The following is a 24,738-nucleotide window of genomic DNA, read 5'->3' as shown; positions in this document are numbered from 1 at the left end:
TGCTCTGCACCCACCGACGCGAGCTCTGCACCCATCGGTGCGCGAGAGCCCCGGCGGTGCGGTCAGATCCCGTAGATGTCGCGTCGACGGGTGCAGAGCAAGGACTTGGGTGCAGAGCAAAGCGGCGGTGGGGAGTTCCCACCGCCGCCGGGGCGAAGCCATGTTGCGGGTCAGCCGAGGGTCAGCCGAAGCGGCCCGTGATGTAGTCCTCGGTGCGCTTGTCGGCCGGGTTGGTGAAGATCCGGCCGGTCTCGTTGAACTCGACCAGGCGACCGTGGCGCACCCCCGCCTCGTCCAGTTCCGCGGTGAAGAACGCGGTGTGGTGGCTGACGCGGGCGGCCTGCTGCATGTTGTGCGTGACGATCACGATCGTGTACGTCCCGGCGAGGTCGTGCATCAGGTCCTCGATCTTGCCGGTGGCGATCGGGTCGAGCGCGGAGCACGGCTCGTCCATCAGGATCACCTCGGGGCGCACCGCGATGGCGCGGGCGATGCACAGCCGCTGCTGCTGCCCGCCGGACAGGGCCAGGCCGCTCGCCTTGAGCTTGTCCTTGACCTCGTCCCACAGGGCGGCACCGCGCAGGGCCTGCTCGACCCGGTCGTCGAGGTTGTCCTTGATCCCGTTGATCTTCATCCCGTACGCGACGTTGTCGTAGATCGACTTCGGGAACGGGTTGGGCTTCTGGAACACCATGCCGATCCGGCGGCGCACCTGGATCGGGTCGACGTCGGAGGCGTAGAGGTCCTGACCGTGGAAGGTCACCTTGCCCGCCACCCGAGCACCGGGCACCAGGTCGTTCATCCGGTTCAGCGAGCGCAGCACCGTGCTCTTGCCACAGCCTGAGGGGCCGATGAGCGCGGTGATCTGGTGCTCGCGGACGGCCATCGTGGTGTTGCGGACGGCCTCGTAGTTGCCGTAGAAGACGCTCACGTCCTCCAGTTGCATCACCGGCTTGGCGGATGCGGTCGGCATGGCTGGCACGGCTCCCGGGAGAAGGGTGGACAGAGTGGTGAAGTCAGTGCTGCTGGTCATCGGGGGGTACCTCAACGTTCCTTGATCGCAAAGCGGCTGGAGATCAGACGGGCGATCACCGTGAACAGCAGGACGATCACCATCAGCGTGAGCGCGGCGCCCCACGCGCGCAACTCCGCGGCCGGATAGGGCTCGGTCGCGTTGTTGAAGATCTGCGCGGGCAGGGCGGTGTTCAGGCCGAACAGGCTCCAGTTCGTCTCGTACGTGATGCCCACGACCACGACGATCGGCGCGGTCTCACCGGCGGCGCGGGCGATGGCGAGCATCACGCCGCTGACGATGCCGGAGATCGCGGCGGGCAGCACCACCGAGACGGTGGTCTTCCAACGCCGGGCACCCAGCGCCGCACTGGCCTGGCGCAGCTCGTCGGGGACCAGGCGCAGCATCTCCTCGGTGCTACGAATGATCACCGGGAGCATCAGGCAGGCCAGGGCGAGCGCACCCGCGAAGGCGGACTTCTCCTTCACCGTGAGCACCCACACGACCAGGATGAACAGACCCATCACGATCGAGGGCACCCCGGTCATCACGTCGGCCATGGTGCGGATGAACTTCGCCAGCGGCCGCTGCTTGCCGTACTCGTTCAGATAGATGGCGCCGAGCACGCCCAGCGGGACCGCCATCAGCGCCGCGGTGCCGGTGGTGACCAGCGTGCCCACCACGGCCGGACCCATGCCGCCGCCAGCCCGGCGGGCCGAGCGCGGGATGTCGTCGACCAGGAAGTCCCAGCTGATGATGCTGCCGCCCTTGGCGATGACGTAGTACACGACCAGGCCGAGCGGCACCAGGGCCACCAGCAGGGTCAGCGACATCAGCACCTTGCTGAGGTTGTCGACCAGCCGGCGGCGCAGCGGCAGCGAGGAGCGACGCAGGTCCAGCGGGGCGGGAGCCGCCGCCGTGGGACGGCTCGCGGTCGAGACGCTCATGCCGGAGCTCCCTTCATGCGGATCTCGGCGCGCCGGACGACGAACCGGGCGAGCAGGTTCACCCCGACGGTGAGGATGAACAGGACCACGCCCATGCCGATCAGGGCCGCGCGCAGGTCGCCGGAGGCCTCGCCGAAGGTGTTGACGATGACGGCGGGCAGCGCGTACCCGCTGGCCAGCAGGTTCGGGGTGATCTGCACGGCGCTGCCGATGACCAGGGCGACCGCGATGGTCTCGCCCATGGCCCGGCCCAGGCCGAGGATGACCGCGCCGACCACGCCGCCGAAACTGTGCGGCAGCACGGCACCCTTGATCATTTCCCAACGGGTGGCGCCGAGCGCGTACGCGGCCTGCTTGTCCGAGTTCGGGACGGTGGCGAAGACCTCCCGACTGATCGAGGTGATGATCGGGATGATCATCACGGCCACGATCAGGCCGGCGGTCATGAAGTTTCGGCCGCTGCTGACCGTCTCGCCGAACAGGGAGCCGATCACCGGGACCCCGCCGAGGGTGTCGTGCAGCCACTCGTACACCGGCACCAGGGCCGGGGCGACCACGATGATGCCCCACAGACCGAAGACCACCGACGGCACCGCCGCCAGCATGTCGATCAGCAGGACCACGGAGCTGCGGACCCGGCGGGGCGCCAGCTCGGTCAGGAACAGCGCGATGCCGAGCGACACCGGCACGGCCACCACGAGCGCGATCACCGAGACGATGACGGTGCCGTAGAGGAAAGTCAGGGAGCCGTACTGCGGGTGCAGCGGGCCGGCCTCGTCCGGGTCGTTCGGGACCCAGGCCGAGCTGGTGAAGAACTCCTTGGTCAGCGCGGGCAGCGACTGCTGCAGCATGCTCGCCAGGATCAGCCCGAGGACCAGCAGGACCGCGAGTCCGGCGGAGACGCACAAAGCCCAGAAGAGCCGGTCGGCGTGGCGGCCGGGGTCCTTCCGGGTCAGGCTGGCGGGGTTGTCTACGACTGTCATCTCTTCTCCGAGGGGTGGCCGTGGCCGATGGGAGCGGGCTCCGCGGGGGAACCCGCTCCCATCGACGCTCGGATCAGCTTCAGCTGATCTTGTCCAGCTGGGCGAGCGCCTTGGCCTGCAGCTCAGCCGGGAGGACCGAGTAGTGCAGCTCGGCGGCCAGGTCCTTGCCGTCGGTCAGGATGTACTTGACGAACGCCTTGACCAGCGCGGCCTTCTTCGGGTCGTCGTACTTCGGCTTGACCAGGATGTAGGTCGGCGCGGTGATCGGGTAAGCGGTCGCACCGGCGGCGTTCAGCGGGTTGTAGGACAGGTCGTCCTTGACCTCGGCACCGGCGAGCGCGGCGGTGGCGCCCTCCAGGGTCGGGGCGACGAACTGGCCGTCCTTGTTCTTGATCGAGGCGAACTTCAGGCCCGAGTCGGCCGCGTCGGCCAGGTCGACGTAGCCGATGCCACCGTCGGCGGCCTTGATCAGCTGCGCCACACCGGTGTTCTTCTGACCGGCCTGGGTGTCGGCGGCCCACGCCACGGTGTCACCGCTGCCCAGGGTCCACACGGTCGGCGCCGCGGCGGCCAGGTACTTGGTGAAGTTGCTGGTGGTGCCCGAGGCGTCGCCGCGGTGCGCGACGGTGATCGCGGTGGCCGGCAGGGTCACGCCCGGGTTGTCCGTGGCGATCTCCGGCGCGTTCCACACCTTGATCTGACGCTGGAAGATCTTGGCCAGGGTGTCGGCCGACAGCTGCAGCTTGTCGACGCCCTTCAGGTTGAACGACACCGTGATCGGCGCCGCCACGGTCGGGACGTACAGGAACGAGCCGGCGGCCACGCCGTCGGTGTCCTTGACCGAGCTGTCCGTGCCCGCGAAGTCGGTCAGGCCCTGCCCGAACTCCTTCTTGCCGGCGCCCGAGCCAATCGAGTTATAGGTGACCGTCAGGCCCTTGGCCTCGTCCTTGAGCTGCGTGATGACCTCCTGGTAGTAGGAGTTCGGGAAGCTTGCGCCCGAACCCTTCAGCTCACCAGTGAGGGATGCGATTCCACCGGCGTTGGCGCTGGCGGACGGGTCGGTCGCGGGGTCGTCCTTCGACGAGCAACCGGCAAGAGCGAGCGCAGCGACCGCGACGCCAGCAAGGACGCGCCGGGAGAGCACGTTACGGTTCACTTCAGGGGTGCCTTCCTAGTCGGGATGCAGGCCGTCGCCGGCCCGATCCCGACGATGCACGCCCGAGGTGGACGGGTGGTCGGTCCCAGGTGAACTTAGGGTGAACAGGCAAAACAACACCGGTGTCGCGCGACTCAGCACGGTGTAGCCGGGAAGTGAACGGGCTCACACCGTCCCGGTGAGGTCGGGCAGCGACAAACCGCCCTCGACCTCCACGGTCGCCATCAGCGCCAGGTGGCCGTCGCGCAGGTCCCAGGCCAGCAGCCGCTGCCACGGCCGCCCCGATCCCACCGGTCCCACGCAGCGCAGCAGCACCCGGTTCGGGTCCAGCCAGCCGGTCACCCGTACCGCGCCGGTCACCGACTCGTCGGCCAGCAGCACCCGCCGTACCTGGCCCGAGGTGGTGAACACCCCGACCGCCTGGCCCTGCTGCCCGGACCGCGCGCTGCACACCCGGGCCAGCAGTCCGTCCCCATGGCCGAACCCCGGACCCTGGAACGGCCCGATCAGGTCGGCCCGCTCGCCGGTCAGCGCCACCGTGGTCTCGCTCGGCTTCGCCGCGTCCAGCACCCAGCGCCGCACCCGGGGCCCGGCCGCCGCGGGCTCACCCACCGACAGCAGCTCGGTCAGCGGCCCCGGCCCCGCCAGCGGCGGAACACCGCGATAGGTGACCGCGTCCACCGGCCCCGTCGGGCACCCCAGCAGCTGCCCCGAGCGCAGGTCGAGCAGCGCGTCGACACCCAGCAGCAGGTGGCCCGGACCGAGCCAGACCACGGCATACGGCTGCTGCGGGGTCGCGTACGTCCGTCCCGCCCCCGTCGTCAGGTCCACCACCCGTACGCCGTTGGGCAGCGCGAACGCCGCGCGCAGCCCGTCGGGTGACAGCGCCGTCTCCTCCGCGTCCAGTCCGAGCCGCATGGCCAGCTGAACCTCGTCACCTGCCTGGTCGACCTGCCGCCAGCGCCCGTCGTCGCCCAGCACCACGACCGGCGTACCGCTCGTCTCAGACGGCGTGAGCAGCACCAGTGCCCGGCCGATCGGCTCGGCGGTCAGCCTGGGCAGCTTGGTCACCTCGCCCGGCGCCGGCTCGGCGGGCAGGGCCGGCACCCGCAACGTGGTCAGCCGTACCTGCGCCGCGGCGGCGGGCAGGGTGTCCACGGCCGCGCGCGACGCCCCGGCCGCCGTGCGCCCCGGCGTGGGCAGCTCCGCCGGCGGATCGGCGTAGATCATCCGGCAGGCGGCGGCGACCAGCGCGAATCCGCCCAGCCCGGCGCCGATCAGCACGCGCCGCCGCGAGGTCGACTTGGCCCGCTCCCACAGCAGCGCGGCCTCGTCGGCCACGGTCAGCGTCTTGGCGTACGACGGTTGCCGCGCCTGGAGCACCGGCCGGTCGAGGTCGAGCCGGATCGCGTCGCGCAGTCCCGCGTCGGCGGCCTCCCGGCCGAACAGCCGCTGCAGGTACCGGTCCGCGGCGGTGCCCGCCGGGTCGCCGTGCCGGGTGTCGGCCCGGCGCAGCCCCGACCAGCGCGAGGCGACCACGGTCAGCAGTTCGCGCGCCATGCTCTGGGCGGCCTGGTCCTCGCCCTCCAGCAGGCGCGTGCCCCGCTCCAGCGGCCGCAACCGGCGCTCCACCCAGGCGGTGAAGTCGGCGGGCACGGCCCACGGGTCCCGAACTTCGGTGTCTGCCACGTCCTAGATAGTGGCCCGTGTCACAGCCGTGCGGAACCCTCAGATTCGTTGGAACAGAACGTCTGTCGACCACCGGGCGAAGCCGAGCCGGGTGTACAGCGCGACCGCTGCGTGATTGGACTCGTCCACGTACAGCATGACCTGGTCCAATCCGTGCGCCCGCAGGTGCCGCAGCCCGGCCGAGGTCAGCGCCCGCCCCAGCCCGCCGCCGTGCTCGGCCGGATCCACGCCCAGCACGTACACCTCGCCGAGGGGGTCGTGGTGGTGGGCGTGCTCGCCCGCCTCGCCGCGCAGTTGGCCGTGCACCTTGGTCCAGTGGAAGCCGACCAGCCTGCCCGCGCGTTCGGCCAGCAGGAACCCGGCCGGGTCGAACCACGGCTCGGCCATGCGCACCCGCAGGTCCGCCGGGGTCCACCGGCCCTGCTCGGGATGGTCGGCGAAGGCACGGGCGTTGAGCGCGAGCCACTGCTCGTCGTCGGCGCCCGGCCGGAACGGCCGCAGCACCACCCCGTCGGGCAGCTCCGGCGCCGGCATCTCGGCGTAGAGCGAGCGGCGCAGCTGCCAGAGCACCCGCGCCCGCCGGAAGTTCAGCGACAGCGCCAGCGCGCTGGCCGACGGATGGTCGCCGTGCGCCCACAGTCGCAACCGCCCGCCCGGGTCGGCCTCGGCCGCGGCCTCCAGCGCCGCGAGCACCAGGGCGCGCCCCAGCCCGTGCCGTCGGCCCATCGGATGCACCACCAGCTCCGCCGACGGCCCGTCCACCACGTCGGTGGTGTCGACATGGGCGTACCCGGCGAGCCGCCCCGCCGGATCGCGGGCGATCAGGTGCACCGAGGGGATGTCGCCGCCGTGCCGCAGGTGCAGCACGGTGTGCTCGGACAGCGGATACGCGCCGTCGGTGTCCCCGGCGGCGCTCGCCAGCGCCAACACGGTCCCCACCTCGTCGGCGCTGAGCCTGGAAAGCCGCTCCACCTGGCAGGACTCGCTGGACATGCCCGTCAGCCTAGCTCTGCGGTCGGCGCCCGCCGCCGCGAGCGCGGCGATCGGCTTGCTGTTGGCGCCCGCCGCCGCGGGCGCGGCGATCGGCTGTGCTGTTTGCGCCCGCCGCCGCGGGCGCGGCGATCGGCTGTGCTGTTGGCGCCCGCCGCCGCGGGCGCGGCGATCGGCTGTGCTGTTGGCGCCCGCCTTCGCGGGCGCGGCGATCGGCCTTTGAGGCCGACCGCATCGGCGCGTCGCTACATCGCTGCGCGATGTCACGCTCCTTTACCGATGCGGTCGGCGGCCGATCGCGTAGCGCGAACGGCCGCCGGGGCGCAGGCTCTCAGAACGAGGGGAGGTCGGCGAGGAGCTGGTCGGCGAGGGCGTGCTCGCGGTCGGCCAGGGACTGGCGCGACGACGGGACGACGAACTTGTAGCCGACCTGGCGCACGGTGCCGATCATGGCCTCGTACTCGGAGCCGAGCTTGGCGCGCAGGCGCCGCACGTGCACGTCGACGGTGCGGGTGCCGCCGAAGTAGTCGTAGCCCCACACCTCGCGCAGCAACTGGTCGCGGGTGAAGACCCGGCCCGGGTGCTGCGCCAGGAACTTCAGCAGCTCGAACTCCTTGTACGTGAGGTCGAGCGGCCGTCCCTTGAGCTTCGCCGCGTACGTGTCGGGGTCGATGGTGAGCTCGCCGCCCCGGATCAGGCCGCCCGCCGCCGCGGTGGCGGAGTTGAGGCGCCCGACGGCCAGCCGCAGTCGCGCCTCGACCTCGGCCGGACCGGCCCCGGCGAGGATGACGTCGTCGACGCCCCAGTCGGCGTTGATGGCGACCAGGCCGGCCTCGGTGACGACGGCGAGCAGCGGCACACCGATGCCCGTCGCGTGCAGCATGCGGCAGGTGGCGCGGGCCTCCGACAGCTCGCTGCGCGCGTCGACCAGCACCGCGTCTGGGCTGGGGGTGGACACGAGCGTACGCACATCGCGGGGCGCGGTGCGCACGGTGTGTGGGAGCAGATCGAGAGCCGGGAGCACAGCAGAGGGCTCACCAGCGCGTGCGGTGACCAGGAGCAGAATTTCCACGGATCGCCTCCGTCCTTCGCGCGCAGGCCGCGCGGGTTGTCACCACAGTTGATCGCCATGGGGGATGGCGGTCGCACTGAGGGGGCGTGGCCTCACGTCGGTCCCGGCGTCGCTGACGGGCGGGTAAAGCATGAGCATAGTTGAGAACACAAGAAATACCAGCGCCTGACGCATTTGTCACTCACCGTCGTTGTTCGCGCACGCGCGTTTCGAACATGTTTCCGGCGTGTTTTGTGGGCAGTACCTCCCCGGTGAGGTGCGCGAGCGGGGGTGAAGGTGGCACGATCGGTGCGTGCTCGGTTCCCCTCCCGACGACAGCGTCCGCAACCGCAGGTCGACAAGCCCCCAGGCAGGCCCACAGGCCGGCCCCCAGTTCGATGGTGGCCAGTTCCGTCCTGCCCCCGGCCCGGCCGGGCGAGGCCCCATGCCCGGACCCGCCCCGGCGCCGGCCGCGCGGGACCCGCGCGGCGGGACGGACACCGCCACCCGCTCGCGGCGTGAGGAGCCGACCCGCGGCGGTCGGCGCGCGCTGCGCGGCGGGAGCGCCCCCGAGCCCGACGACGACCTCGACATCACCGACGACGGACCGGAGCTGCCGATCGTGCCGGTGCGCCGGATGCTGGCGCTGGCCGTGGCCGGTTTCGCGCTACTGATGGCGGTGGGCCTGGTCATGGGCGCGCAGACGGCCGGAGTGGGCTTCGGCCGGGTGCCGTACGCGGTGGTGATCTTCGGCGCGCAGCTGCTCTACATGTTCGCCACCACCATGGCGATGCGCCCGCCCGCGCTGCGGGTGGTCGCCACGGTCGGCGTGCTGGCGGCGCTGGCCGCCGACGTCGGCGCGATCCTGCCGGACGCCCCCTCCATCACCCCGCTGGGCCTGGTCGCCGCCGGTGGCCTGGTCGCGGGCGTGCTGGGCCAGATGTTCCGCCCCCAGGGCCGGATGCGCGTGTCGGAGTCGCTGGCCTCGACCGTCGTGATCGTCCTGGGCGTGGTGTCCTTCGCCACACTCATCGTTTTGACCCGGGTGCCCGCGGGTACCCAGGCCATCGTGGTGTGCCTCATTGCCAGCGGCATCGCACTGGGCGTCGCTCGGTTGACCGACGTGATCGCGCCGTGGCCGCGCCTGGCCGACCAGGTGCCCCGCGGCTCGGCCGGCATCGTGCTGGGCGCCATGCTGGGTACCGCCGCCGCCGCCCTCATCGGGCGGTACATGGTGCCGTTCACGCCGCACGAGGCGGCGCTGGTCGGCATGGCCGCCGCGGGCGCCGCGGTGCTGGCCGACCTGACCATCGGCTTCGCCGAGGCGGGCCGGGAGCTGGCCGGCGACGCGCCGACGATGTGGCTGGCCCGGCACATGCAGGGCCCGCTGGCCGGATTCGCGCTGGCGGCCCCGGTCGCGTACGTCATCAGTGTGGTCTTCCTGGTGCCCGCGTGAGGCGGGCGCTGCGCGTCACCGCCGTGATTGCGGTGGTGCTGGGCGTGCTGCTCGTCGTCGCCGACCGGGTCGGCGCGCACGTGGCCGAGGGGCAGATCGCCGAGCGGGTGGCCACCCGGCTGGAGGAGCGCGGCATCACCTCCTCACCGCCGAAGGTGTCGATCACCGGGGTCCCGTTCCTGACCCAGGTCGCCGCCGGGCGATACGACGAGATCGACCTGACCCTGCGCGACCTGAAGGGCGGCACCCTGCCGCTGCCGCTGCTCACCGTGCAGGCGCACGACGTGGTGGCGCCGACCGCCGGGGTGCTCGACGGCACCGTCCACCCGGTCGCCCAGCGGGTCACCGGCACCGCCACCGTCTCCTACGCGGACCTGGTCAAGGCCAGCGGCCTGGCCAACCTGACGCTGCGCGCCAAGGGCGAGCGCGAGGTGCAGGTCAGCGGCAAACTGCCGCTGCTGGGCGAGGTGACCGGCGCGGCGGAGGTGACCGTGGTCGACGGAAAGGTGCGGCTGCGCGCCACGGAGCTGCGCAGCTCGCTGGGCGGGGTCAGCCAGACGCTGCTCGACACGTACCGGGAGAAGCTGGCGGTGACGCTGAGCCTGCCGAAGCTGCCGTTCGATCTGGAGCTGACCGACCTGCGCACCGCCGAGACGGGCCTGCTGGTCTCGTTCACCGCGGCGGACGTCGAACTGGCCTGACCACCGACTCGACCTGATCAAGGGCTGGTATCGCGATCCCGGATGATGGACGGCACATTCCCGGATAGCGGCCGCGGCTGGTAGGGTTCTGGATTATGAGCCCGCTGCTTACCAAACGGCGCGCGGTCGACCTGTGCCGCGTGGCCACGTGCCTGTGTTGCGCCGTCCTCTGACGGCGGCACAGTTTTCGCACTCGATCATCTAGATCGATCAGCAGCTCTGCCTCCTGACCCCGTGACCGACGCTCATCGCTGAGCGGATCGAGTCGCGCCGTCAGCTTGCCGCCGTCGCCAAGTGCCCGGTGATTCCCTCGTGGACCCGTGCGCGGCGACGCTCCCCGGTCTCCCGCATGCGTTACGTGGACTGTCACCCAAGATATAGACGTCTACCAAACCGTCAACTCTCAAGGGAGATCCTCCATGAGTCGCGAATCCGCCCTCGTCTCGGCCGACTGGGCCGAGAAGAACCTGAACACGCCCGGTGTGGTGTTCGTCGAGGTCGACGAGGACACCACCGCTTACGAAGGCGGACACATCGCCGGGGCCGTCCGGCTCGACTGGCGCCAGGACCTGCAGGACCCGGTGCGGCGGGACTTCGTCAACCGCGAGCAGTTCGAGGCGCTGCTGTCCTCGCGCGGCATCGGCAACGACGACACCGTGGTGCTCTACGGCGGCAACAACAACTGGTTCGCGGCGTACGCGTACTGGTACTTCAAGCTCTACGGCCACGGCGACGTGAAGCTGCTCGACGGCGGCCGCAAGAAGTGGGAGCTCGACGCCCGCCCGCTGACCAAGGACGTGGTGGCCCGCCCGGCGACCTCCTACCAGGCGCAGGAGCAGGACCTCACCATCCGCGCGTTCCGCGACGACGTGGTGAAGGCCATCGGCGTGCAGAACCTGGTCGACGTGCGCTCGCCCGACGAGTACGCGGGGCGCCTGCTCGCCCCCGCCCACCTGCCGCAGGAGCAGGCGCAGCGCGCGGGTCACATCCCCACCGCGATCAGCGTGCCGTGGTCGAAGGCCGCCAACGAGGACGGCACCTTCAAGTCCGACGCCGAGCTGACCGAGCTGTACGCGGCCGCCGGCATCGACGACAGCCTGGACACCATCGCCTACTGCCGCATCGGCGAGCGTTCCTCGCACACCTGGTTCGTGCTGCAGGAGATCCTCGGCAAGAAGAACGTGAAGAACTACGACGGTTCCTGGACCGAGTACGGCTCGCTGGTCGGCGTGCCGGTGGCGCTGGGCGACGAGCCCGGGAAGGCGTGAACAGAGATGACGACCCCGACTCAGACTGCTGCTTCCACCACCGCGGCCGGTTGCGCCGCTCCCGACCAGGCCGCCCCGCTCCCGCTGAGCGTCGACCTGGAGAAGGAGACCGTCATCACCGGCGTCGTGCAGGCCGCCGGCGGCGACCCGGTCGCCGGGGCGTACGTGCGGCTGCTGGACCGCAGCGGTGAGTTCACCGCCGAGGTCGTGACCTCGCCCGCGGGCCAGTTCCGCTTCTTCGCCGCGCCGGGCACCTGGCAGCTGCGCGCCCTGTCCCGCTTCGGCAACGGCGACGCCACTGTCACCGCCGAGCGTGGCGTCAACCAGCTCAGCCTCACGGTCGCCTGACCGACCGCGTGCGCGTGGGCGCCGCCCGGTTCTGCCGGGACGGCGCCCTCGCCGCGTCTGGGGGCTGCGACGACGTGACAATATGAACGGCGTGACGATCGAAGCCCCGGCCCCGTACGAGTCGCCCGCGCCCCCGGCCCGGCCCGCCCGTCGGCGGCTGTGGAGCTGGCTCGTGGGCGCCTGGGCGGTGCTGCTGCTGGCCCTGGCGGTGTGGTCGGCCGTCCACGACCGGCCGACCGTGCAGGACCAGACCACAATCGCCTCGGCACGCGCCACCGTCGACCAGACCGCCGAGCGGCTGCTGCGGCAGGTGCCGCCCGGCTGGGTCGTCGACGACCAGGGCTACGCCGACAGCACCTGCGACCTGACCGCCGCCCGCACGGGCACCAGCACGGTCCGCACGATCACCCTGTCCGGCCCGGTCGGCGACGAGTCGCGCACCCTCACCGCCCTGGTGGCGGGCACTCCCGACGTGAGCATGCGCCCCGGTGAGGGCCCCGCCGAGTCGTTCTTCTTCGACGCGGGCAACTTCGTCGCCGTACGCGGAAAGATCACCGGCGACGGCACCCTCGCCCTCGACCTCAGCACCGGCTGCCGCACCCGCTCGTAAGGAAGGCCCCGTCAGTAGACGAGCGCTTGGGTGCCGTCCGCGAGGCACTCCTCGACGAAGACGGCGGCGCCCGCGATGCGTACGCCCTCGATCACGTCGTCCGGGGTGATCCCGCGGCGAGCCGCGCACTGGGTGCACAGGGTCACCGAACCCCCGGCCAGCACCGCGGCCAGCAGGTCGGGCAGCGGCGCCGAGTGCGGCAGCTCGAACTCGGCGGCGCGGCCGGGCAGGGCGAACCAGCTCGACTCGCCGGTGAGCCACAGCGACACCTCGGCCCCGGCCGCGACGGCCGTGGCGGCGACGGTGAAGGCCTGCGCGCAACGCTCGGGGGCATCGGCTCCGGCGGTGGTCTTGACGATGAGTTTTCGTGCCACGCGGACAGCTTATGCGCGCCGCCGGAGCGGGCTTCTAGGATCTAAGCGTGGTCACCGAGATCGGGTTCGTCAGCCTGCTGGTCGCCGGCTTCGGCGCGCTCGCCGGTGGCCTGGCGTACCTCGCCGTCAAAATCTCCCGAGGACGCTGGTGAGACGTACTCCCGGCGTCGCGACGATAGGTGTGTGCCGTGACCACTGAGGACAACCCGATCCAGCCGCCCGCCTGGCTCAACGCGCCGCCGGTCGACCCGTCCCCCTTCGAGGACACGCACGACCTGCGGCAGGGCCCGGACCTGCACCCGAAACTGCTGGACCTGCTGCCGTTCGTCGGCCTGTGGCGCGGCCGTGGCGAGGGCAGCTACCCGACCATCGAGAACTTCCACTTCGCGCAGGAGATCCGGATCAGCCACGACGGCCGCCCGTTCCTGTTCTACGAGGCGCGGGCCTGGATCCTGGGCGACGACGACAAGCCGGTGCGGCCGGGCGGCCGCGAGGTCGGCTGGTGGCGTCCCTCGGGCGAGCAGGGCGACGAGGTCGAGGCGCTGCTGACCACCCCCACCGGGATCATGGAGCTGTACGTCGGCAAGGTGAAGGCCAACCCGCCGCAGATCGAGATGGCCACCGACTTCGTCGCGCGCACGGCCACGGCCAAGGAGGTCACCGCGGGCCAGCGGCTCTACGGCATCGTCGACCGGGCGCTGCTGTACGCGCAGGACATGGCGGCGATGGGCCAGGGGCTGACGCCGCACCTGAGCGCCAAGCTGATCCGCGTCGGCGGCTGACCCCGCCACCGGTGCAGCGCCGCGTCTTAACCGGTGTAGCTTCGCCTCGTGACTGATCAGAACAGCGACCGCGTGATCCGCTGGGGCATCCTCGCCACCGGCGGGATCGCCGCGCGCTTCGCGCAGGACCTGACGAAGGTGCCGGGCACGGTGCTCGCCGCCGTCGGCTCGCGGACGGCGTCGTCCGCCGAGACCTTCGCGCAGCGGTACGGCGTCGCGCGCGCCCACGGCTCGTGGGAGGCGCTGGCCGCCGACCCCGACATCGACATCATCTACGTGGCCACGCCGCACTCACACCACCACGAGACGGCGCTGTTGTGCCTGCGCGCGGGCAAGCCGCTGCTGGTGGAGAAGGCGTTCACGCTCGACCTGGCCACCGCGCAGGACCTGGTGTCGGTGGCCCGCGAGCGCGAGCTCTTCCTGATGGAGGCGATGTGGACGCGTACGCTGCCCGCGATCCTCAAGGCCAAGGAGCTGATCGCCGACGGGGCGATCGGTGAGGTCGTCGGCGTCCAGGCCTCGTTCGGCATCGGCTTGGACCCCGGCCCCGAGCACCGGCTGCGCGACCCGAAGCTCGGCGGTGGCGCGCTGCTGGACCTCGGTGTGTACCCGGTGAGTTTCGCGCAGTTCCTGCTGGGCGAGCCGACGCAGGTGCGGGCGTGGGCGACGCTGCACCCGGAGGGCACCGACGCGCGCACCGGCATGGTGCTGGGCTTCCCGTCCGGCGCGCTGGCGACGCTGTACTGCGGCATCGGCGGCGACGTCCGGATGGCGACGATCACCGGCTCGACCGGGAAGATCGACTTCCCGTGGGGCTTCCACGCGCCGGACAAGTTCGTGCTGCACCGCGACGGCGCCGAGCCACAGCAGTTCGACTTCGACCCGACCGGCCTGAACTACGAGGCCGAGGAGGCGACCCGCTGCCTGCGCGCGGGCAAGCTGGAGTCGGACCTGGTGCCACTGTCGTCGACGCTGGCCGTCATGAGCACCCTGGACTCCGTCCGCGCCCAAATCGGCGTCGTCTACGCGTGAACCAAGAGTAAGCCCAAGATCGTTCAAGTTGCCGGGCAACCGGGCGAAAGCGGGTCCATGATTCGCCCGACTGCCCGGCAACTTAGTGGATCTTGCCCTTCCTTACTTCACTGCACTAGAAGATGGGGCGGACCAGGACGTATGCGATGACGGCGGCCAGGGCCGCGCCCGGGAACGTCAGGATCCAGGCCATCACGATGTTGCCCGCCACGCCCCAGCGGACGGCCGAGAACTTCTTCGTCGCACCAACACCCATGATCGACGAGGTGATGGTGTGCGTGGTCGAGATCGGCCAGCCGTGCGCCGCCGCGGTGAACAGCACGGTGCTGGCCACCGTCTCGGCCGCGAAACCGGCCATCGGGTCCAGGTGGATCACCCGGCGGCCCAGGGTGCGGATGATCCGCCAGCCACCGGCGTAGGTACCCGCCGCCAGCACCGTCGCCGAGGTGTAGTAGACCCAGCCCGGGATGTGCGTGGGGCTGGACTGGAAGCCGCCGACGTAGAGGGCGAGCACGACGATACCCATGGTCTTGGCGGCGTCCTGCATACCGTGGCCGAACGACATCGCGATGGCCGACAGCGACTGCATGAACCGGAAGAACCGGTTGAGCGGCGACGGGTGGGTGAGGCTGGCCGCCTTGGTGCCGGCCCAGGCCTTGGACAGCGCGTACACGCCCCACAGCAGCGCCAGCATCAGCAGTGCGCCGAGGACGAAGCCGGTGACCGGAGAGAGGACCATCGGGATGACGACCTTGTCCACGATGCCGCCCCACAGCACCGTGCCGTCGATGCCGAACAGCGTCGAGCACAGCGTCGAGCCGACCAGGCCGCCGATCAGGGCGTGCGAGGACGACGACGGGATGCCGAACCACCAGGTGAGCAGGTTCCAGGTGATGGCACCCAGGACACCGGCGAGCACCACGCCGAGGCTGGCCGCCCCCTGGGGCAGGGTGACGATGCCGCTGCCGACGGTCGCGGCCACCTGGCCGCCCCAGTGGGCGCCGAAGAAGTTGCCCAGCGCGGCGATGCCCAGCGCGATGCGGGGGGTCAGCGCCCGGGTGGAGACGCTGGTCGCGATGGCGTTGGCGGCGTCGTGGAAGCCGTTGGTGTAGTCGAACACCATGGCCGCCACGATGACCGCGATGACGGGGATGAGCAGATCGTTCATGCCGACCCCCGCAGGTGCGCGTTGCCCGGGGCCACTAGGACTCCTTGACCGCGATGGTCTCGACCGTGTTGGCCACGTGCTCGAAGGCGTCGCAGGCCGCCTCGAGCTCGTCGGCGACCTCCTTCATCTTGAGCACGGTCAGCGCGTCGTACTCGCCGCTGAACAGACGGACCAGCAGCATGCGGTAGGTGCGGTCGCCGTCGTTCTCCAGGCGGTTGCACTCGACCCAGTAGTCCTTGAGGCCCTTCATCTGCTTCAGGCGCGGCATGGCCAGGGCGGTGACCTTGGCCTGCTGGTCGAGGATGTCGATCAGCTCGACCATCTCGCGGGGCAGGGCCGGGAGCTTGGTCAGGCCGTACAGGTAGACCAGGTTGCCGACCGCCTCCAGGTGGTCCATCACGTCGTCCAGGCCGGAGCCGAGGCGGTAGATGTCCTCCCGGTCGAACGGGGTGATGAAGGTAGAGTTGATCTTGTTGTACAGCTCGTGCGTGATCTGGTCGCTGTCGTGCTCGACATCGGCCAGGCGCTCACTCACCGACTGCACGTCGGCGCCGGGCAGCGCCAGCTCGCTCAGCAGCTCGGTGCCGCGAACCAGGTTCTGCGCGGCACGGGAGAACATCTCGTAGAAGGCGCCCTCTTGGGGGCGGAGCGAAAACTTCACCGCTTGCACCTTTGGGTCGGTGGTTTCTCAGGGACGGTCGGTCGGGGGAATGCTAAGCAGCCTCACATTCCGTTGGCGCGCCGGTCACCCATTGCCATGCGGGATTCATGACCTGTTCACCTCTTGTTCACCTTCGGAGTGACCGGCGAAACCTAGCCCGATCCATCCCGCTCCAGTCGTTTTATCTCGGTTTCCGGGTCGAAATCAGGCGGCGGATAGGTCAGTTCGAGGCCGTCCAGGGCAGCCAGCAGCAGGTGTGCCACCGCCCAGTCGCGGTACCACTTGCGGTCGGCCGGAACGACGTGCCAGGGGGCGTGACCAGTGCCACACCGGGCGATCGCGTCACCATAGGCGCGCTGGTAGGCGTCCCAGTAGGCCCGGTTCTCGACGTCCTCGGGGTTGTACTTCCAGTACTTGGTGGGGTCGCGCAGGCGCTGGAGCAGGCGGCGGCGCTGCTCGTCGTACGAGATGTGCAGCATGACCTTGACCAGCGCGCAGCCGGAGTCGGCCAGTTCCCGTTCGAAAGCATTGATCTTGTCGTACCGCGCCTGCCACGTCTTCGGCGGCACCAGGTCGCGCACCCGCGCCACCAGCACGTCCTCGTAGTGGGAGCGGTTGAAGATGCCGACGTACCCGGGCTCGGGCAGGGCGCGGCGGATGCGCCACAGGAAGTCGTGCTCCAGCTCCTTGGGCGTGGGCGGGCCGAAGCCGACGATGTGCAGGCCCTGCGGGTTCATGGTGCCCGCGACGCGGCGTACGGTGCCGTCCTTGCCCCCGCAGTCCATCGCCTGGAGCACCAGCAGCACCCGGCGACGCTCGGACCGGTCCTTCTTCGCGCAGGCGTAGAGCATCTCCTGGCGGTGGGCCAACTGCGTGCCGAGCGCGGCCAGCTCGGTTCGGGCCCAGGCCTTCGGGTCGCGGCGCACCTGCTTGGTTTCGGGCAGCCCCGGCGTGCCCGCCGAATCGATCGAGCTGAGGTCCACCCCGGACCCCGCCCGCAACAATTCGGACAGCTGCGCCACATCCCGATCATTGCGCAGCTTGCCCGTGCCCGCCTCCGCTACGGCCAATCCGGTTCTAGTTGATCAAGAAGTCGTGCCCGCGACACGCCGTCGACCGCTTCGCCGATGGCTCGCCTCGGCGCTCCGCCCGAACGGCGCGACGTCGCCGACTCCCCACCGGCGCCCACAGGCTCATGATCAACGCGAGGAGGAGGTGGGGGTGGGTGCGGTGGGGCAGACGTGGGCGAGCCAGGGGTGGTAGTGGGTGGCAAAGGGTTCACGGGCGGAGGTCACCGCGTCCAGGAGCCACTGGGCGGCGGCGCGGGCCTCGTGCACCACCTCGTCCGGGTAGTTGAACTTGGCGCGGTGGGCGGCGAACTCGTCCTCGTCCACCAGCTGCACCTCGCCGGTCTCGCGGATCTTGCGTACGTCGAGGTCGAGGTCGGTCACCACCACGGTGCTGTCGTGCCAGGTCGCGGGGGTGGTGATGTCGCAGTAGACCGAGGTGTTGCGGGGGGCGGCGTTGAACATCGCGGTCCACCAGCCGGTGTGCGGGACGAGCACCACGCCGGGGATCTCGTACACCTTGCCGCTGTCGCTGACCGTGCCGCTCGGGATGCCCAGCCAGGTGCCGTACTCGTCGCGACCGAGCAGGACCGCCGGGTAGGCCCGGTGCGCGCTCCCGTCGAATTTCCGGATCTCCACCCGTACGACGCCCATCACAACCTCACCTCGTGGCTGAGCCCACAATGCGCCATACTCCCAAATCCGGCGCCGCGTTGGAAGAGCGTCGGTGCGTGCCGGTACGGTCAATCGGTGCCGCCGAAGAAGACCCGAACCCCCAGCCACAGCGCGCTGGAACTGCTCGCCGCCGCGGTGGGCTCCGTCCCCGGCGGCGCCACCAGGCCGGGCCAGCAGGCGATGGCGCAGGCCATCGCCGACGCCGTCGAGTCCGGTGACCACCTGCTCGTGCAGGCGGGCACCGGCACCGGCAAGTCCCTGGCCTACCTCGCCCCCGCGCTGGTCGTGGACGGCCCCGTCGTCATCTCGACAGCCACGCTCGCGCTACAGGCGCAGCTGGTCGACAAGGACCTGCCCCGCGTCGGGAAGGCCGTCGCCCCGCTGCTCGGCCGCGAGCCGACGTTCGCGTTGCTCAAGGGGCGGCACCACTATGTCTGCCTGGCCAAGCTGGAGCACTCCGACGAGGCCGACCCGCAGGACTCGCTGTTCGACACCGGCGGGGGCGGCGGCGGCACGAAGTGGCTCGGCGAGGCCGGACGGCTGGGCAAGCAGATCGCCCGCATCCGCGACTGGGCGATGGAGACCGACACCGGCGACCGCGACGAGCTGGACCCGGGCGTCGACGACACCGCCTGGCGGATGGTCTCCACCCCGGCCCGCGAGTGCGTCGGCGCGGCGCGCTGCGCGTACGGACCGGACTGCTTCGCCGAACTGTCGCGCGCCCGCGCCCGTGAGGCCGACATCGTGGTCACCAACCACTCGCTGCTGTCGGTCGACATGATGGCCGGGCGGCACATCGTGCCCGAGCACAAGCTGCTGATCATCGACGAGGCGCACGAGCTGGCCGACCGGGTCTCCAGCGCGGCCCAGGCCGAGCTGACCCCCGACGGCATCGACCGCACCGCGCGGGCCGCCCGCACCTTCCTGGAGGGTGAGGAGTACCAGGCCCTGGTCGAAGGGGCCGACGCGCTGACGGTCGGGCTGGCCGAGACCCCGGCCGGGCGGATCACCGGCCCGCTGCCGCAGGCCATCGTCGAGGCGTGCACGCTGCTCGACGGCGCCACCCGGCGGGCGCTGAGCCGCATCGGCGAGATCAAGGCCGACGACCCCGACCCGGTGCGCAAGCAGCAGGCCAAGGCGCTGCTCGACGAGATCTCCAAGACCTCGCAGCGGCTGCTGGAGGACGCCGACCACGACGTGGCCTGGATCGAGCAGGAGCCGCGCCGGGCGCTGGTCGTCGCGCCGCTGTCGGTCGCCGGTCTGCTCAGCGAGAATCTCTACGACGAACGCACCGTCGTGGCCACCTCGGCCACGCTCACCCTCGGCGGCAAGTTCGAGACGGTGGCCCGCTCGCTGGGCCTGCCGGTCTCCGACAAGCCCGGCCAGGGCGCCGACGGCTGGACCTCACTGGATGTCGGCTCCCCGTTCGACTATCCGAAGCAGGGCATCCTCTACGTCGCCTCGCACCTGCCCCGCCCGGCCGCCTCGGGGCTGCCGGACGCGGCCGGGGCCGAGCTGCTGGCGCTGGTGCAGGCGCTGGGCGGCCGTACGCTCGGGCTGTTCTCCTCACGCAAGGCCGCGACCCAGGCCGCGGAGCTGCTGCGGGCCAAGACCGACCTGACCGTGCTGCTGCAGGGCGACGAGACACTGCCGCTGCTGGTGCGCAAGTTCCGCGAGGACCGCAACAGCTGCCTGCTCGGCGTCATGTCCCTGTGGCAGGGCGTGGACGTGCCCGGCGACGCGTGCCAGCTGGTCGTCATCGACCGGCTGCCGTTCCCGCGCCCGGACGAGCCGCTGGCCGCGGCCCGCTCGGCGGCCGTGGACGCCACGGGCGGCTCCGGCTTCGCCGCGGTCAGCGTGCCGATCGCGGCGATCCGGCTGGCGCAGGGCGTCGGGCGGCTCATCCGGACCAGCTCCGACAAGGGCGTGGTCGCGGTGCTCGACTCCCGGCTGGAGACGGCGCGCGGCTACGGCGCCTTCCTGCGGGCGAGTCTGCCGCCGTTCTGGTACACCACCAAGCAGGAGGTCGTGCTCAACTCGTTGCGGCGACTGAGCGCGAGCTAGCGCTACAGGTACAGGCCGGTAGCGTCGGGTTCCACCCGGGAGGCGGCCACGGCGTGCACATCCCGCTCGCGCAGCAGTACGTACGACTCGCCGTGCAGCTCCACCTCGGAGCGCTCGTCCGGATCGAACAGCACCCGGTCGCCGACCTGGATCGCGCGCACGTGCGGGCCGACGCCGACCACGGTGGCCCAGGACAGTCGGGTCCCCACCGAGGCCGTGGCGGGGATCACCAGGCCGGCCGAGGAGCGCCGCTCCCCTTCGCTGGCCTCCTGCTTGACCAGGACCCGGTCGTGCAGCAATCGGATCGGCAGTCCGGTGTCGGTGGTCGACGAGTTCACAGTCACGCCGGTCAGGGTACTTCCCCGACGTGCGGTGGGCGCCAGGCGACTAACCTGAGCCAATCGTCTTAAGGAGGGCCGCTGTGGGTCGGTTGGAGAACTTCAAGGCGAACGTCCGGCGCGCGTACGAGGCGAGCCGGGCGAGCGTGCGCGCCCGCCGGGAGCAGGAGGAGCGCGAACGCCGCCTGGCCGAGCAGCCCCTGCCCGTCGCGGAGCCGGAGCACGTCCACCACTCGACCAGCAGCCGCGACGACGCCGACGTGCCGTACGGCCTGCGTATCGGCGCGGCGTGGGGCTGGCGCTTCCTGGTGCTCGGCTTCGCCCTCTACTACCTGCTGCAGCTGCTGGGCCGGGTCAGCCTGGTCATCGTGCCGCTGCTGATCGCGCTGCTGCTGGCGGCCCTGCTGGGCCCGGCGGTGCGCCTGCTCAAGCGCTGGAACGTGCACAGCTCGCTGGCGACCGCGATCGTGGTGGTGACCGGTCTCGGTGCCGTTGTCGGCACGCTGTGGCTGGTGATCAGCCAGTTCCTGGACGGCCTGCCCAAGCTCATCGACCAGGGCACGGCCGGGGTCAAGCAGATCCCGGCCTGGCTGAAGACCGGCCCGCTGCACCTGACCGACCAGCAGCTGGACAACCTGATCAAGCAGTTCACCGACATGATCAACGCGAACAAGGACGCGCTGACCACCGGGGTGCTGACCACCGCGACCACGCTGATCGAGGTGCTCAGCGGCCTGTTCCTGGTGATGTTCTCGCTCTTCTTCTTCCTGCGCGACGGCCGCTCGATCTGGCGCTTCCTGCTCCGGCTGCTGCCCAAGAACGCCCGGGAGCCGCTGGACCGCGCCGGTGTGGCCGGGTGGAGCTCGCTCGGGTCGTATGTGCGGGCGACGGTGCTCGTCGCGTTCATCGACGCGGTCGGCATCGGCATCGCCCTGTTCGTGCTCGGCGTGCCGCTCGCGCTGCCGCTGGCCGCGCTGGTGTTCCTCGGCGCGTTCATCCCGATCGTCGGTGCCACGCTGTCCGGCGCGGTCGCCGTCCTGGTCGCGCTGGTCGCCAACGGCTGGGTGAAGGCGCTGCTGGTGCTGGCCGCGGTGATCGCGGTGCAGCAGATCGAGGGCCACCTGCTCCAGCCGCTGATCATGGGCCGGGCGGTGGCCATCCACCCGCTCGCGGTGATCATCGGCATCGCGGCGGGCGTGTCGCTGGCCGGGATCATCGGCGCGCTGATCGCGGTGCCGTTGATCGCGGTGTTCAACACCGCGATCCGTCAGCTCGCCGGCGACCGGGTGCCGACCAGTGGTGAGGTCGCCGCGGTCGCGGTTCAACCCGCGGCGGGGCCGGAGAACCCACCGACGTAGGGCTGCGGCGGGTAGTGCGGGTAGACCGGCGGGGGCGGCGGCAGCAGCATCGGCAGCGGCACCACCGGCTCCGGCGGCGCGGGCACCGGGCGGGCCACCCCGTCCGGGAAGACCACCTGATACGCGGTGCCGTCCCAGTACGCCGGGGGCATCTGCGGGTCCCGGCCGGTGTACACCTGACGCGCCGCGAAGAGCCGTGACAGCTGCTGCGACTCCTCCGCCGCGCTGCGGTCGCGCTGGGCGAGGGTGGTGTCCAGGCCACGGTTCATGCCATCGCGCACCAGCGCCAGCCGGGTCGCCGCGAACTGGAAGTCGCGCATCGCCTTGCGCCCCGCGTCACCCGCGACCCGCCTGGCCCAGACCCGGGCCGCGTGGCGGCGGCCCAGCGTGCCCAGCGACGCCACCTCCGGCGGGGTCAGCCACCCCGCCGCCGCGTACGCGGGCAGCACCTGCAGTGCCAGCCGCCCCTCCCGGGCCCGGACCCAGAGCGCGACGCCGACCATGGCCAGGAACACGGGCATCATCACGGCGATGTAGCCGTAGAGGAAGAACAGCGGGCTGTACTCGGCCGAGAGGATCGCCATCAGGTTCCACGAGCCGTGCATGATCATCGCCAGCAGCAGCCCGCAGATCGGCGCGCACCAGCGCACCACCCGCCGGGGTGTGCGGGCGGCGATGCCGATGCCCACCCCGGTCATCGACGTGAACAGCGGGTGCGCGAAGCCCGACAGCAGGATGCGCATCAGGAACATGGCGAACACCAACTGCGCGCCCGAGTACGGCCCGTACTGCGCGTTGGCGTCGGCGAAGCCGTGCCCGCCCAGGTAGAGGATGTTCTCCACCATCGCGAAGCCGACCCCGGACAGTCCGCAGTAGACCAGGCCGTCGGTGACGCCGGACAGCTCCCGGCGCATGAACCAGAAGATCAGCAGCGGGCCGAGCGCCTTGCCGCTCTCCTCGATCACCGGAGCGACCACGGTGGCCACCACCGTTTCGGGCAGGCCGACGACGTCGAAGAAGAACTTGTTGACTCCCAGCGCCAGCAGGGTCGCCGGGAACGCACCCCAGGCGAACGCGCCCGCGAGCAGCCACGGCGGCTCCGGCTCGTACCGGTCCAGCCAGAGGAAGATGCTGACCAGCACCGGCACCGGCAGCACCGCGGCGCCCAGGCCGATGAAGAACGCCTTCGGACCGAGCCCCCACCCCAGGTAGCCGAGCATGCCGATAGCCGACCCGGCCACCACCACGATGACCAGGGCCAGCGGCAGCCACCGGCGCCAGCCGCCGGTGGGCCGGGGCGGCGGCGGTGTCGGCTCACCGTCGGCCAGGTAGGACGGCAGCGCGGCATACGGGCTGGCGCCGGACGGGGCGAGATCGGCCATGACCCGCAGCCTACCCAGGAACGTGAAGGGGCGGTGCGCCCACCGATTGCGCAATCGAGGAGTAAGGGCTGGCAACGGGGCGTGTTCTGATCGCTATACTGACGCTCAGGTTACGAGTGTCAGCCGCTCGCGTCGTCATGGTGCGGGCAAAGCCCCGGCTCGCTGGCCGGCAACCCTCTGTGTTCGCGGTGGGGTGCCCCGGGTGAAGACCAGGTCCAGCCCGATGGTCGTGCTGGGCAAGCGCGGACCTCCTGCCTGTCATCGCAGCCGGGGTCCCTGACCTCGGAGGTGCCCCCATGACCGCTGTCGCCACCCGTTCGTGTTCCCCCGCCGACACCGAGCCGCTCGGGCCGATCGAGCCCGTACGTGTCGCCGAAGCCGACCTCACCGTGCTGGGTGTGCCGGGCCAGATCAACCTCGACTACGCCGCCACCGCGCCCTGTCTCAAGGCCGCCGCCGACGCTGTCACCGAGCTACTGCCCTGGTACGCCTCGGTGCACCGCGGCGCGGGCGCCCTGTCCCAGCGCTGCACCCTGGCCTACGAGCGCGCCCGGCAGACCGTCGGCGACTTCGTCGGCGCCCGCGCCGACGATTACGTGATCTTCACCCGCAACACCACCGACGCGCTCAACCTGCTCGCCGCCGCGCTGCCGGAGGGCACCACCGTGGTCACCTTCGCCGGTGAACACCACGCCAACCTGCTGCCCTGGCACCGCGCGGTGCGCCTGCCCGTGCCCGACTCGGCCGGTGCCGCCGTGCGCTACCTGGCCGCGGCCCTGGCCCAGGTCCGCCGCGACGACCCGGACGGCCCGGTGCTGGTGGCGGTCACCGGCGCCAGCAACGTCACCGGCGAGCTGTGGCCGGTGCGTGAGCTGGCCGTGATCGCGCGTCGCTTCGGCGCCCGCGTCGCCGTCGACGCCGCGCAGCTCGCCCCGCACGTGCCGGTCGATCTGGCCACGCTGGACGTCGACTATCTGGCCCTGTCCGGGCACAAGCTCTACGCCCCGTTCGGGGCCGGGGCGCTGGTCGGCCGCGCCGACTGGCTCGACGCGGCCGAGCCGTACCTGGCCGGGGGCGGGGCGACCAGCGGGGTCGGCGACGCCACGCACGACGTGCGCTGGAACACCGGCCCGGCCCGGCACGAGGCGGGCACGCCCAACCTGCTCGGCGCGGTGGCACTGGCGGCCGTCTGCGCCACGCTGGAGGCGGCCGACCGCGACGCGCTGCACCGGCGCGAGCAGCTGCTGCTGGCCCGGCTGCGGGCCGGGCTGTCGACCATCCCGGGCATCGCCGAGTTGCGGACCTTCGAGCCGACCGCGCCGCGCATCGGCGTGGTGTCGTTCGCGCTGCACGGCCGCGACTCGTCGGAGGTGGCGGGTCTCCTGGCCCGGGAACACAACATCGGCGTACGCGATGGCCTGTTCTGCGCCCACCCGCTGGCCCGCCGCCTGCTCCGCGAGGCCGCCGACCGCAACTGCTGGACCACCACCCCCACCACGGCGCTGCGCGCCAGCATCGGTCTCGGCACCACCGAGTCCGACGTGGACGCGCTGGTCGCCGCCCTGGCCGCCGCCTGACACGAAGAAGCCGGTGTCCCGGAGGCTTCCACCTCCGGGACACCGGCTT

General features: G+C 71.3%; 26 protein-coding genes and 1 riboswitch. Of the genes, 12 read left to right on the top strand and 14 right to left on the bottom strand.

Features of this window, described 5'->3' with window-relative positions; all coding sequences use genetic code 11:
• Positions 1-181 precede the first annotated feature (181 nt).
• From pstB to KUA19_RS35315, 7 genes are all read right to left on the bottom strand, one after another.
• The gene (gene pstB / locus KUA19_RS35345) at positions 182-973 is read right to left on the bottom strand and encodes a phosphate ABC transporter ATP-binding protein PstB (RefSeq protein ID WP_254550594.1); all 792 of its coding nucleotides are present in this window, start codon (positions 971-973) and stop codon (positions 182-184) included.
• 71 nt (positions 974-1,044) lie between these two features.
• Positions 1,045-1,959: a phosphate ABC transporter permease PstA gene (gene pstA, locus KUA19_RS35340; protein ID WP_217403213.1), complete on the bottom strand. Its 915-nt coding sequence runs from the start codon at positions 1,957-1,959 to the stop codon at positions 1,045-1,047.
• Positions 1,956-2,942 (bottom strand): phosphate ABC transporter permease subunit PstC, encoded by a 987-nt coding sequence (gene pstC, locus KUA19_RS35335; protein WP_217403211.1) that lies wholly within the window; start codon positions 2,940-2,942, stop codon positions 1,956-1,958. Before pstC ends, pstA begins: the two co-directional genes overlap by 4 nt.
• A 79-nt stretch (positions 2,943-3,021) precedes the next feature.
• Positions 3,022-4,098 (bottom strand): phosphate ABC transporter substrate-binding protein PstS, encoded by a 1,077-nt coding sequence (gene pstS, locus KUA19_RS35330; RefSeq protein WP_217403209.1) that lies wholly within the window; start codon positions 4,096-4,098, stop codon positions 3,022-3,024.
• A gap of 165 nt (positions 4,099-4,263) precedes the next feature.
• On the bottom strand, positions 4,264-5,787 hold the full coding sequence (locus KUA19_RS35325) for a hypothetical protein (protein ID WP_217403207.1): 1,524 nt from the start codon (positions 5,785-5,787) through the stop codon (positions 4,264-4,266).
• A 39-nt stretch (positions 5,788-5,826) separates the two neighbouring features.
• Positions 5,827-6,789 (bottom strand): mycothiol synthase, encoded by a 963-nt coding sequence (gene mshD, locus KUA19_RS35320; RefSeq protein WP_372451972.1) that lies wholly within the window; start codon positions 6,787-6,789, stop codon positions 5,827-5,829.
• A 319-nt stretch (positions 6,790-7,108) separates the two neighbouring features.
• Positions 7,109-7,849 carry a winged helix-turn-helix transcriptional regulator gene (locus KUA19_RS35315; protein WP_217403203.1) on the bottom strand — a complete coding sequence of 247 codons (741 nt, stop codon included), beginning with the start codon at positions 7,847-7,849 and terminating at the stop codon, positions 7,109-7,111.
• Between the two features lie 424 nt (positions 7,850-8,273).
• Here KUA19_RS35315 and KUA19_RS35310 point away from each other — a divergent pair, with 424 nt between their 5' ends.
• The 6 genes from KUA19_RS35310 to KUA19_RS35290 all read left to right on the top strand — a co-directional run bounded on the left by KUA19_RS35310 (position 8,274) and on the right by KUA19_RS35290 (position 12,211).
• Positions 8,274-9,284, top strand: coding sequence for a hypothetical protein (locus tag KUA19_RS35310; RefSeq protein WP_254550593.1), 1,011 nt, complete (start codon positions 8,274-8,276; stop codon positions 9,282-9,284).
• The gene (locus KUA19_RS35305; RefSeq protein WP_217403202.1) at positions 9,281-9,985 is read left to right on the top strand and encodes an LmeA family phospholipid-binding protein; all 705 of its coding nucleotides are present in this window, start codon (positions 9,281-9,283) and stop codon (positions 9,983-9,985) included. Before KUA19_RS35310 ends, KUA19_RS35305 begins: the two co-directional genes overlap by 4 nt.
• 95 nt (positions 9,986-10,080) lie before the next feature.
• Positions 10,081-10,158: an Ms5788A family Cys-rich leader peptide gene (locus tag KUA19_RS45110; RefSeq protein ID WP_372451971.1), complete on the top strand. Its 78-nt coding sequence runs from the start codon at positions 10,081-10,083 to the stop codon at positions 10,156-10,158.
• Between the two features lie 246 nt (positions 10,159-10,404).
• Positions 10,405-11,253, top strand: coding sequence for a sulfurtransferase (locus KUA19_RS35300; RefSeq protein WP_217403201.1), 849 nt, complete (start codon positions 10,405-10,407; stop codon positions 11,251-11,253).
• A 6-nt stretch (positions 11,254-11,259) separates the two neighbouring features.
• The gene (locus KUA19_RS35295) at positions 11,260-11,601 is read left to right on the top strand and encodes a DUF1416 domain-containing protein (RefSeq protein ID WP_217403200.1); all 342 of its coding nucleotides are present in this window, start codon (positions 11,260-11,262) and stop codon (positions 11,599-11,601) included.
• A gap of 91 nt (positions 11,602-11,692) precedes the next feature.
• Positions 11,693-12,211 carry a hypothetical protein gene (locus KUA19_RS35290; protein WP_217403199.1) on the top strand — a complete coding sequence of 173 codons (519 nt, stop codon included), beginning with the start codon at positions 11,693-11,695 and terminating at the stop codon, positions 12,209-12,211.
• A gap of 11 nt (positions 12,212-12,222) precedes the next feature.
• Here KUA19_RS35290 and KUA19_RS35285 read toward each other — a convergent pair whose 3' ends face one another.
• Positions 12,223-12,585, bottom strand: a complete 363-nt coding sequence (locus KUA19_RS35285; RefSeq protein ID WP_217403198.1) for a DsrE family protein — start codon at positions 12,583-12,585, stop codon at positions 12,223-12,225.
• A 47-nt stretch (positions 12,586-12,632) separates the two neighbouring features.
• Here KUA19_RS35285 and mtfM point away from each other — a divergent pair, with 47 nt between their 5' ends.
• The 3 genes from mtfM to KUA19_RS35275 all read left to right on the top strand — a co-directional run bounded on the left by mtfM (position 12,633) and on the right by KUA19_RS35275 (position 14,399).
• Positions 12,633-12,737 carry a small membrane protein MtfM gene (gene mtfM / locus KUA19_RS44220; protein ID WP_275411636.1) on the top strand — a complete coding sequence of 35 codons (105 nt, stop codon included), beginning with the start codon at positions 12,633-12,635 and terminating at the stop codon, positions 12,735-12,737.
• Between the two features lie 36 nt (positions 12,738-12,773).
• On the top strand, positions 12,774-13,367 hold the full coding sequence (locus KUA19_RS35280) for a heme-binding beta-barrel domain-containing protein (protein ID WP_308167827.1): 594 nt from the start codon (positions 12,774-12,776) through the stop codon (positions 13,365-13,367).
• A gap of 72 nt (positions 13,368-13,439) precedes the next feature.
• A complete protein-coding gene (locus tag KUA19_RS35275; RefSeq protein ID WP_217403252.1) occupies positions 13,440-14,399 on the top strand; it encodes a Gfo/Idh/MocA family protein in 960 nt (319 codons plus the stop codon).
• A 115-nt stretch (positions 14,400-14,514) separates the two neighbouring features.
• Here KUA19_RS35275 and KUA19_RS35270 read toward each other — a convergent pair whose 3' ends face one another.
• The 4 genes from KUA19_RS35270 to KUA19_RS35255 form a co-directional block, all read right to left on the bottom strand.
• The gene (locus tag KUA19_RS35270; protein WP_217403197.1) at positions 14,515-15,567 is read right to left on the bottom strand and encodes an inorganic phosphate transporter; all 1,053 of its coding nucleotides are present in this window, start codon (positions 15,565-15,567) and stop codon (positions 14,515-14,517) included.
• A 34-nt stretch (positions 15,568-15,601) separates the two neighbouring features.
• Positions 15,602-16,228 (bottom strand): DUF47 domain-containing protein, encoded by a 627-nt coding sequence (locus KUA19_RS35265; RefSeq protein WP_217403196.1) that lies wholly within the window; start codon positions 16,226-16,228, stop codon positions 15,602-15,604.
• A gap of 152 nt (positions 16,229-16,380) precedes the next feature.
• Complete coding sequence (locus tag KUA19_RS35260; RefSeq protein ID WP_217403195.1) at positions 16,381-17,250, bottom strand: PPK2 family polyphosphate kinase; 870 nt, start codon at positions 17,248-17,250, stop codon at positions 16,381-16,383.
• Positions 17,251-17,427: 177 nt separating this feature from the next.
• Complete coding sequence (locus KUA19_RS35255; protein ID WP_217403194.1) at positions 17,428-17,949, bottom strand: DUF402 domain-containing protein; 522 nt, start codon at positions 17,947-17,949, stop codon at positions 17,428-17,430.
• A 201-nt stretch (positions 17,950-18,150) separates the two neighbouring features.
• Here KUA19_RS35255 and KUA19_RS35250 point away from each other — a divergent pair, with 201 nt between their 5' ends.
• Positions 18,151-20,034, top strand: coding sequence for an ATP-dependent DNA helicase (locus KUA19_RS35250; protein WP_254550616.1), 1,884 nt, complete (start codon positions 18,151-18,153; stop codon positions 20,032-20,034).
• Positions 20,035-20,036: 2 nt separating this feature from the next.
• Here the strand turns inward: KUA19_RS35250 and KUA19_RS35245 are convergent, their stop codons facing one another.
• Positions 20,037-20,372 carry a GroES family chaperonin gene (locus KUA19_RS35245; RefSeq protein WP_372451969.1) on the bottom strand — a complete coding sequence of 112 codons (336 nt, stop codon included), beginning with the start codon at positions 20,370-20,372 and terminating at the stop codon, positions 20,037-20,039.
• A gap of 83 nt (positions 20,373-20,455) precedes the next feature.
• Between KUA19_RS35245 and KUA19_RS35240 the strand changes: the two genes are divergently transcribed.
• Complete coding sequence (locus KUA19_RS35240; protein WP_217403191.1) at positions 20,456-21,730, top strand: AI-2E family transporter; 1,275 nt, start codon at positions 20,456-20,458, stop codon at positions 21,728-21,730.
• Here KUA19_RS35240 and KUA19_RS35235 read toward each other — a convergent pair.
• Entirely contained in the window at positions 21,694-23,112 is a 1,419-nt protein-coding gene (locus KUA19_RS35235) for a PrsW family intramembrane metalloprotease (protein ID WP_217403190.1), read from the bottom strand. The genes KUA19_RS35240 and KUA19_RS35235 overlap by 37 nt on opposite strands.
• Before the next feature lie 133 nt (positions 23,113-23,245).
• A riboswitch (SAM riboswitch) is annotated at positions 23,246-23,361 on the top strand.
• A 47-nt stretch (positions 23,362-23,408) separates the two neighbouring features.
• Here KUA19_RS35235 and KUA19_RS35230 point away from each other — a divergent pair.
• Entirely contained in the window at positions 23,409-24,689 is a 1,281-nt protein-coding gene (locus KUA19_RS35230) for an aminotransferase class V-fold PLP-dependent enzyme (protein ID WP_217403188.1), read from the top strand.
• Positions 24,690-24,738: the final 49 nt, after the last annotated feature.

Source organism: Catellatospora tritici (assembly GCF_019083965.1).
Lineage (GTDB): Bacteria > Actinomycetota > Actinomycetes > Mycobacteriales > Micromonosporaceae > Catellatospora > Catellatospora tritici.
The sequence above is the reverse complement of the archived record's forward strand: the minus strand, read 5'-3'. Positions and strand labels throughout refer to the sequence as shown.

Bases quoted from the DNA above. Each gene is read 5' to 3' on its own strand.
- pstB (WP_254550594.1), bottom strand. From the start codon at position 973: ATGCCGACCGCATCCGCCAAGCCGGTGATGCAACTGGAGGACGTGAGC.
- pstA (WP_217403213.1), bottom strand. From the start codon at position 1,959: ATGAGCGTCTCGACCGCGAGCCGTCCCACGGCGGCGGCTCCCGCCCCG.
- pstC (WP_217403211.1), bottom strand. From the start codon at position 2,942: ATGACAGTCGTAGACAACCCCGCCAGCCTGACCCGGAAGGACCCCGGC.
- KUA19_RS35310 (WP_254550593.1), top strand. From the start codon at position 8,274: ATGCCCGGACCCGCCCCGGCGCCGGCCGCGCGGGACCCGCGCGGCGGG.
- KUA19_RS45110 (WP_372451971.1), top strand. From the start codon at position 10,081: ATGAGCCCGCTGCTTACCAAACGGCGCGCGGTCGACCTGTGCCGCGTG.
- KUA19_RS35300 (WP_217403201.1), top strand. From the start codon at position 10,405: ATGAGTCGCGAATCCGCCCTCGTCTCGGCCGACTGGGCCGAGAAGAAC.
- KUA19_RS35295 (WP_217403200.1), top strand. From the start codon at position 11,260: ATGACGACCCCGACTCAGACTGCTGCTTCCACCACCGCGGCCGGTTGC.
- KUA19_RS35270 (WP_217403197.1), bottom strand. From the start codon at position 15,567: ATGAACGATCTGCTCATCCCCGTCATCGCGGTCATCGTGGCGGCCATG.
- KUA19_RS35255 (WP_217403194.1), bottom strand. From the start codon at position 17,949: ATGGGCGTCGTACGGGTGGAGATCCGGAAATTCGACGGGAGCGCGCAC.
- KUA19_RS35250 (WP_254550616.1), top strand. From the start codon at position 18,151: ATGGCGCAGGCCATCGCCGACGCCGTCGAGTCCGGTGACCACCTGCTC.
- KUA19_RS35235 (WP_217403190.1), bottom strand. From the start codon at position 23,112: ATGGCCGATCTCGCCCCGTCCGGCGCCAGCCCGTATGCCGCGCTGCCG.
- KUA19_RS35230 (WP_217403188.1), top strand. From the start codon at position 23,409: ATGACCGCTGTCGCCACCCGTTCGTGTTCCCCCGCCGACACCGAGCCG.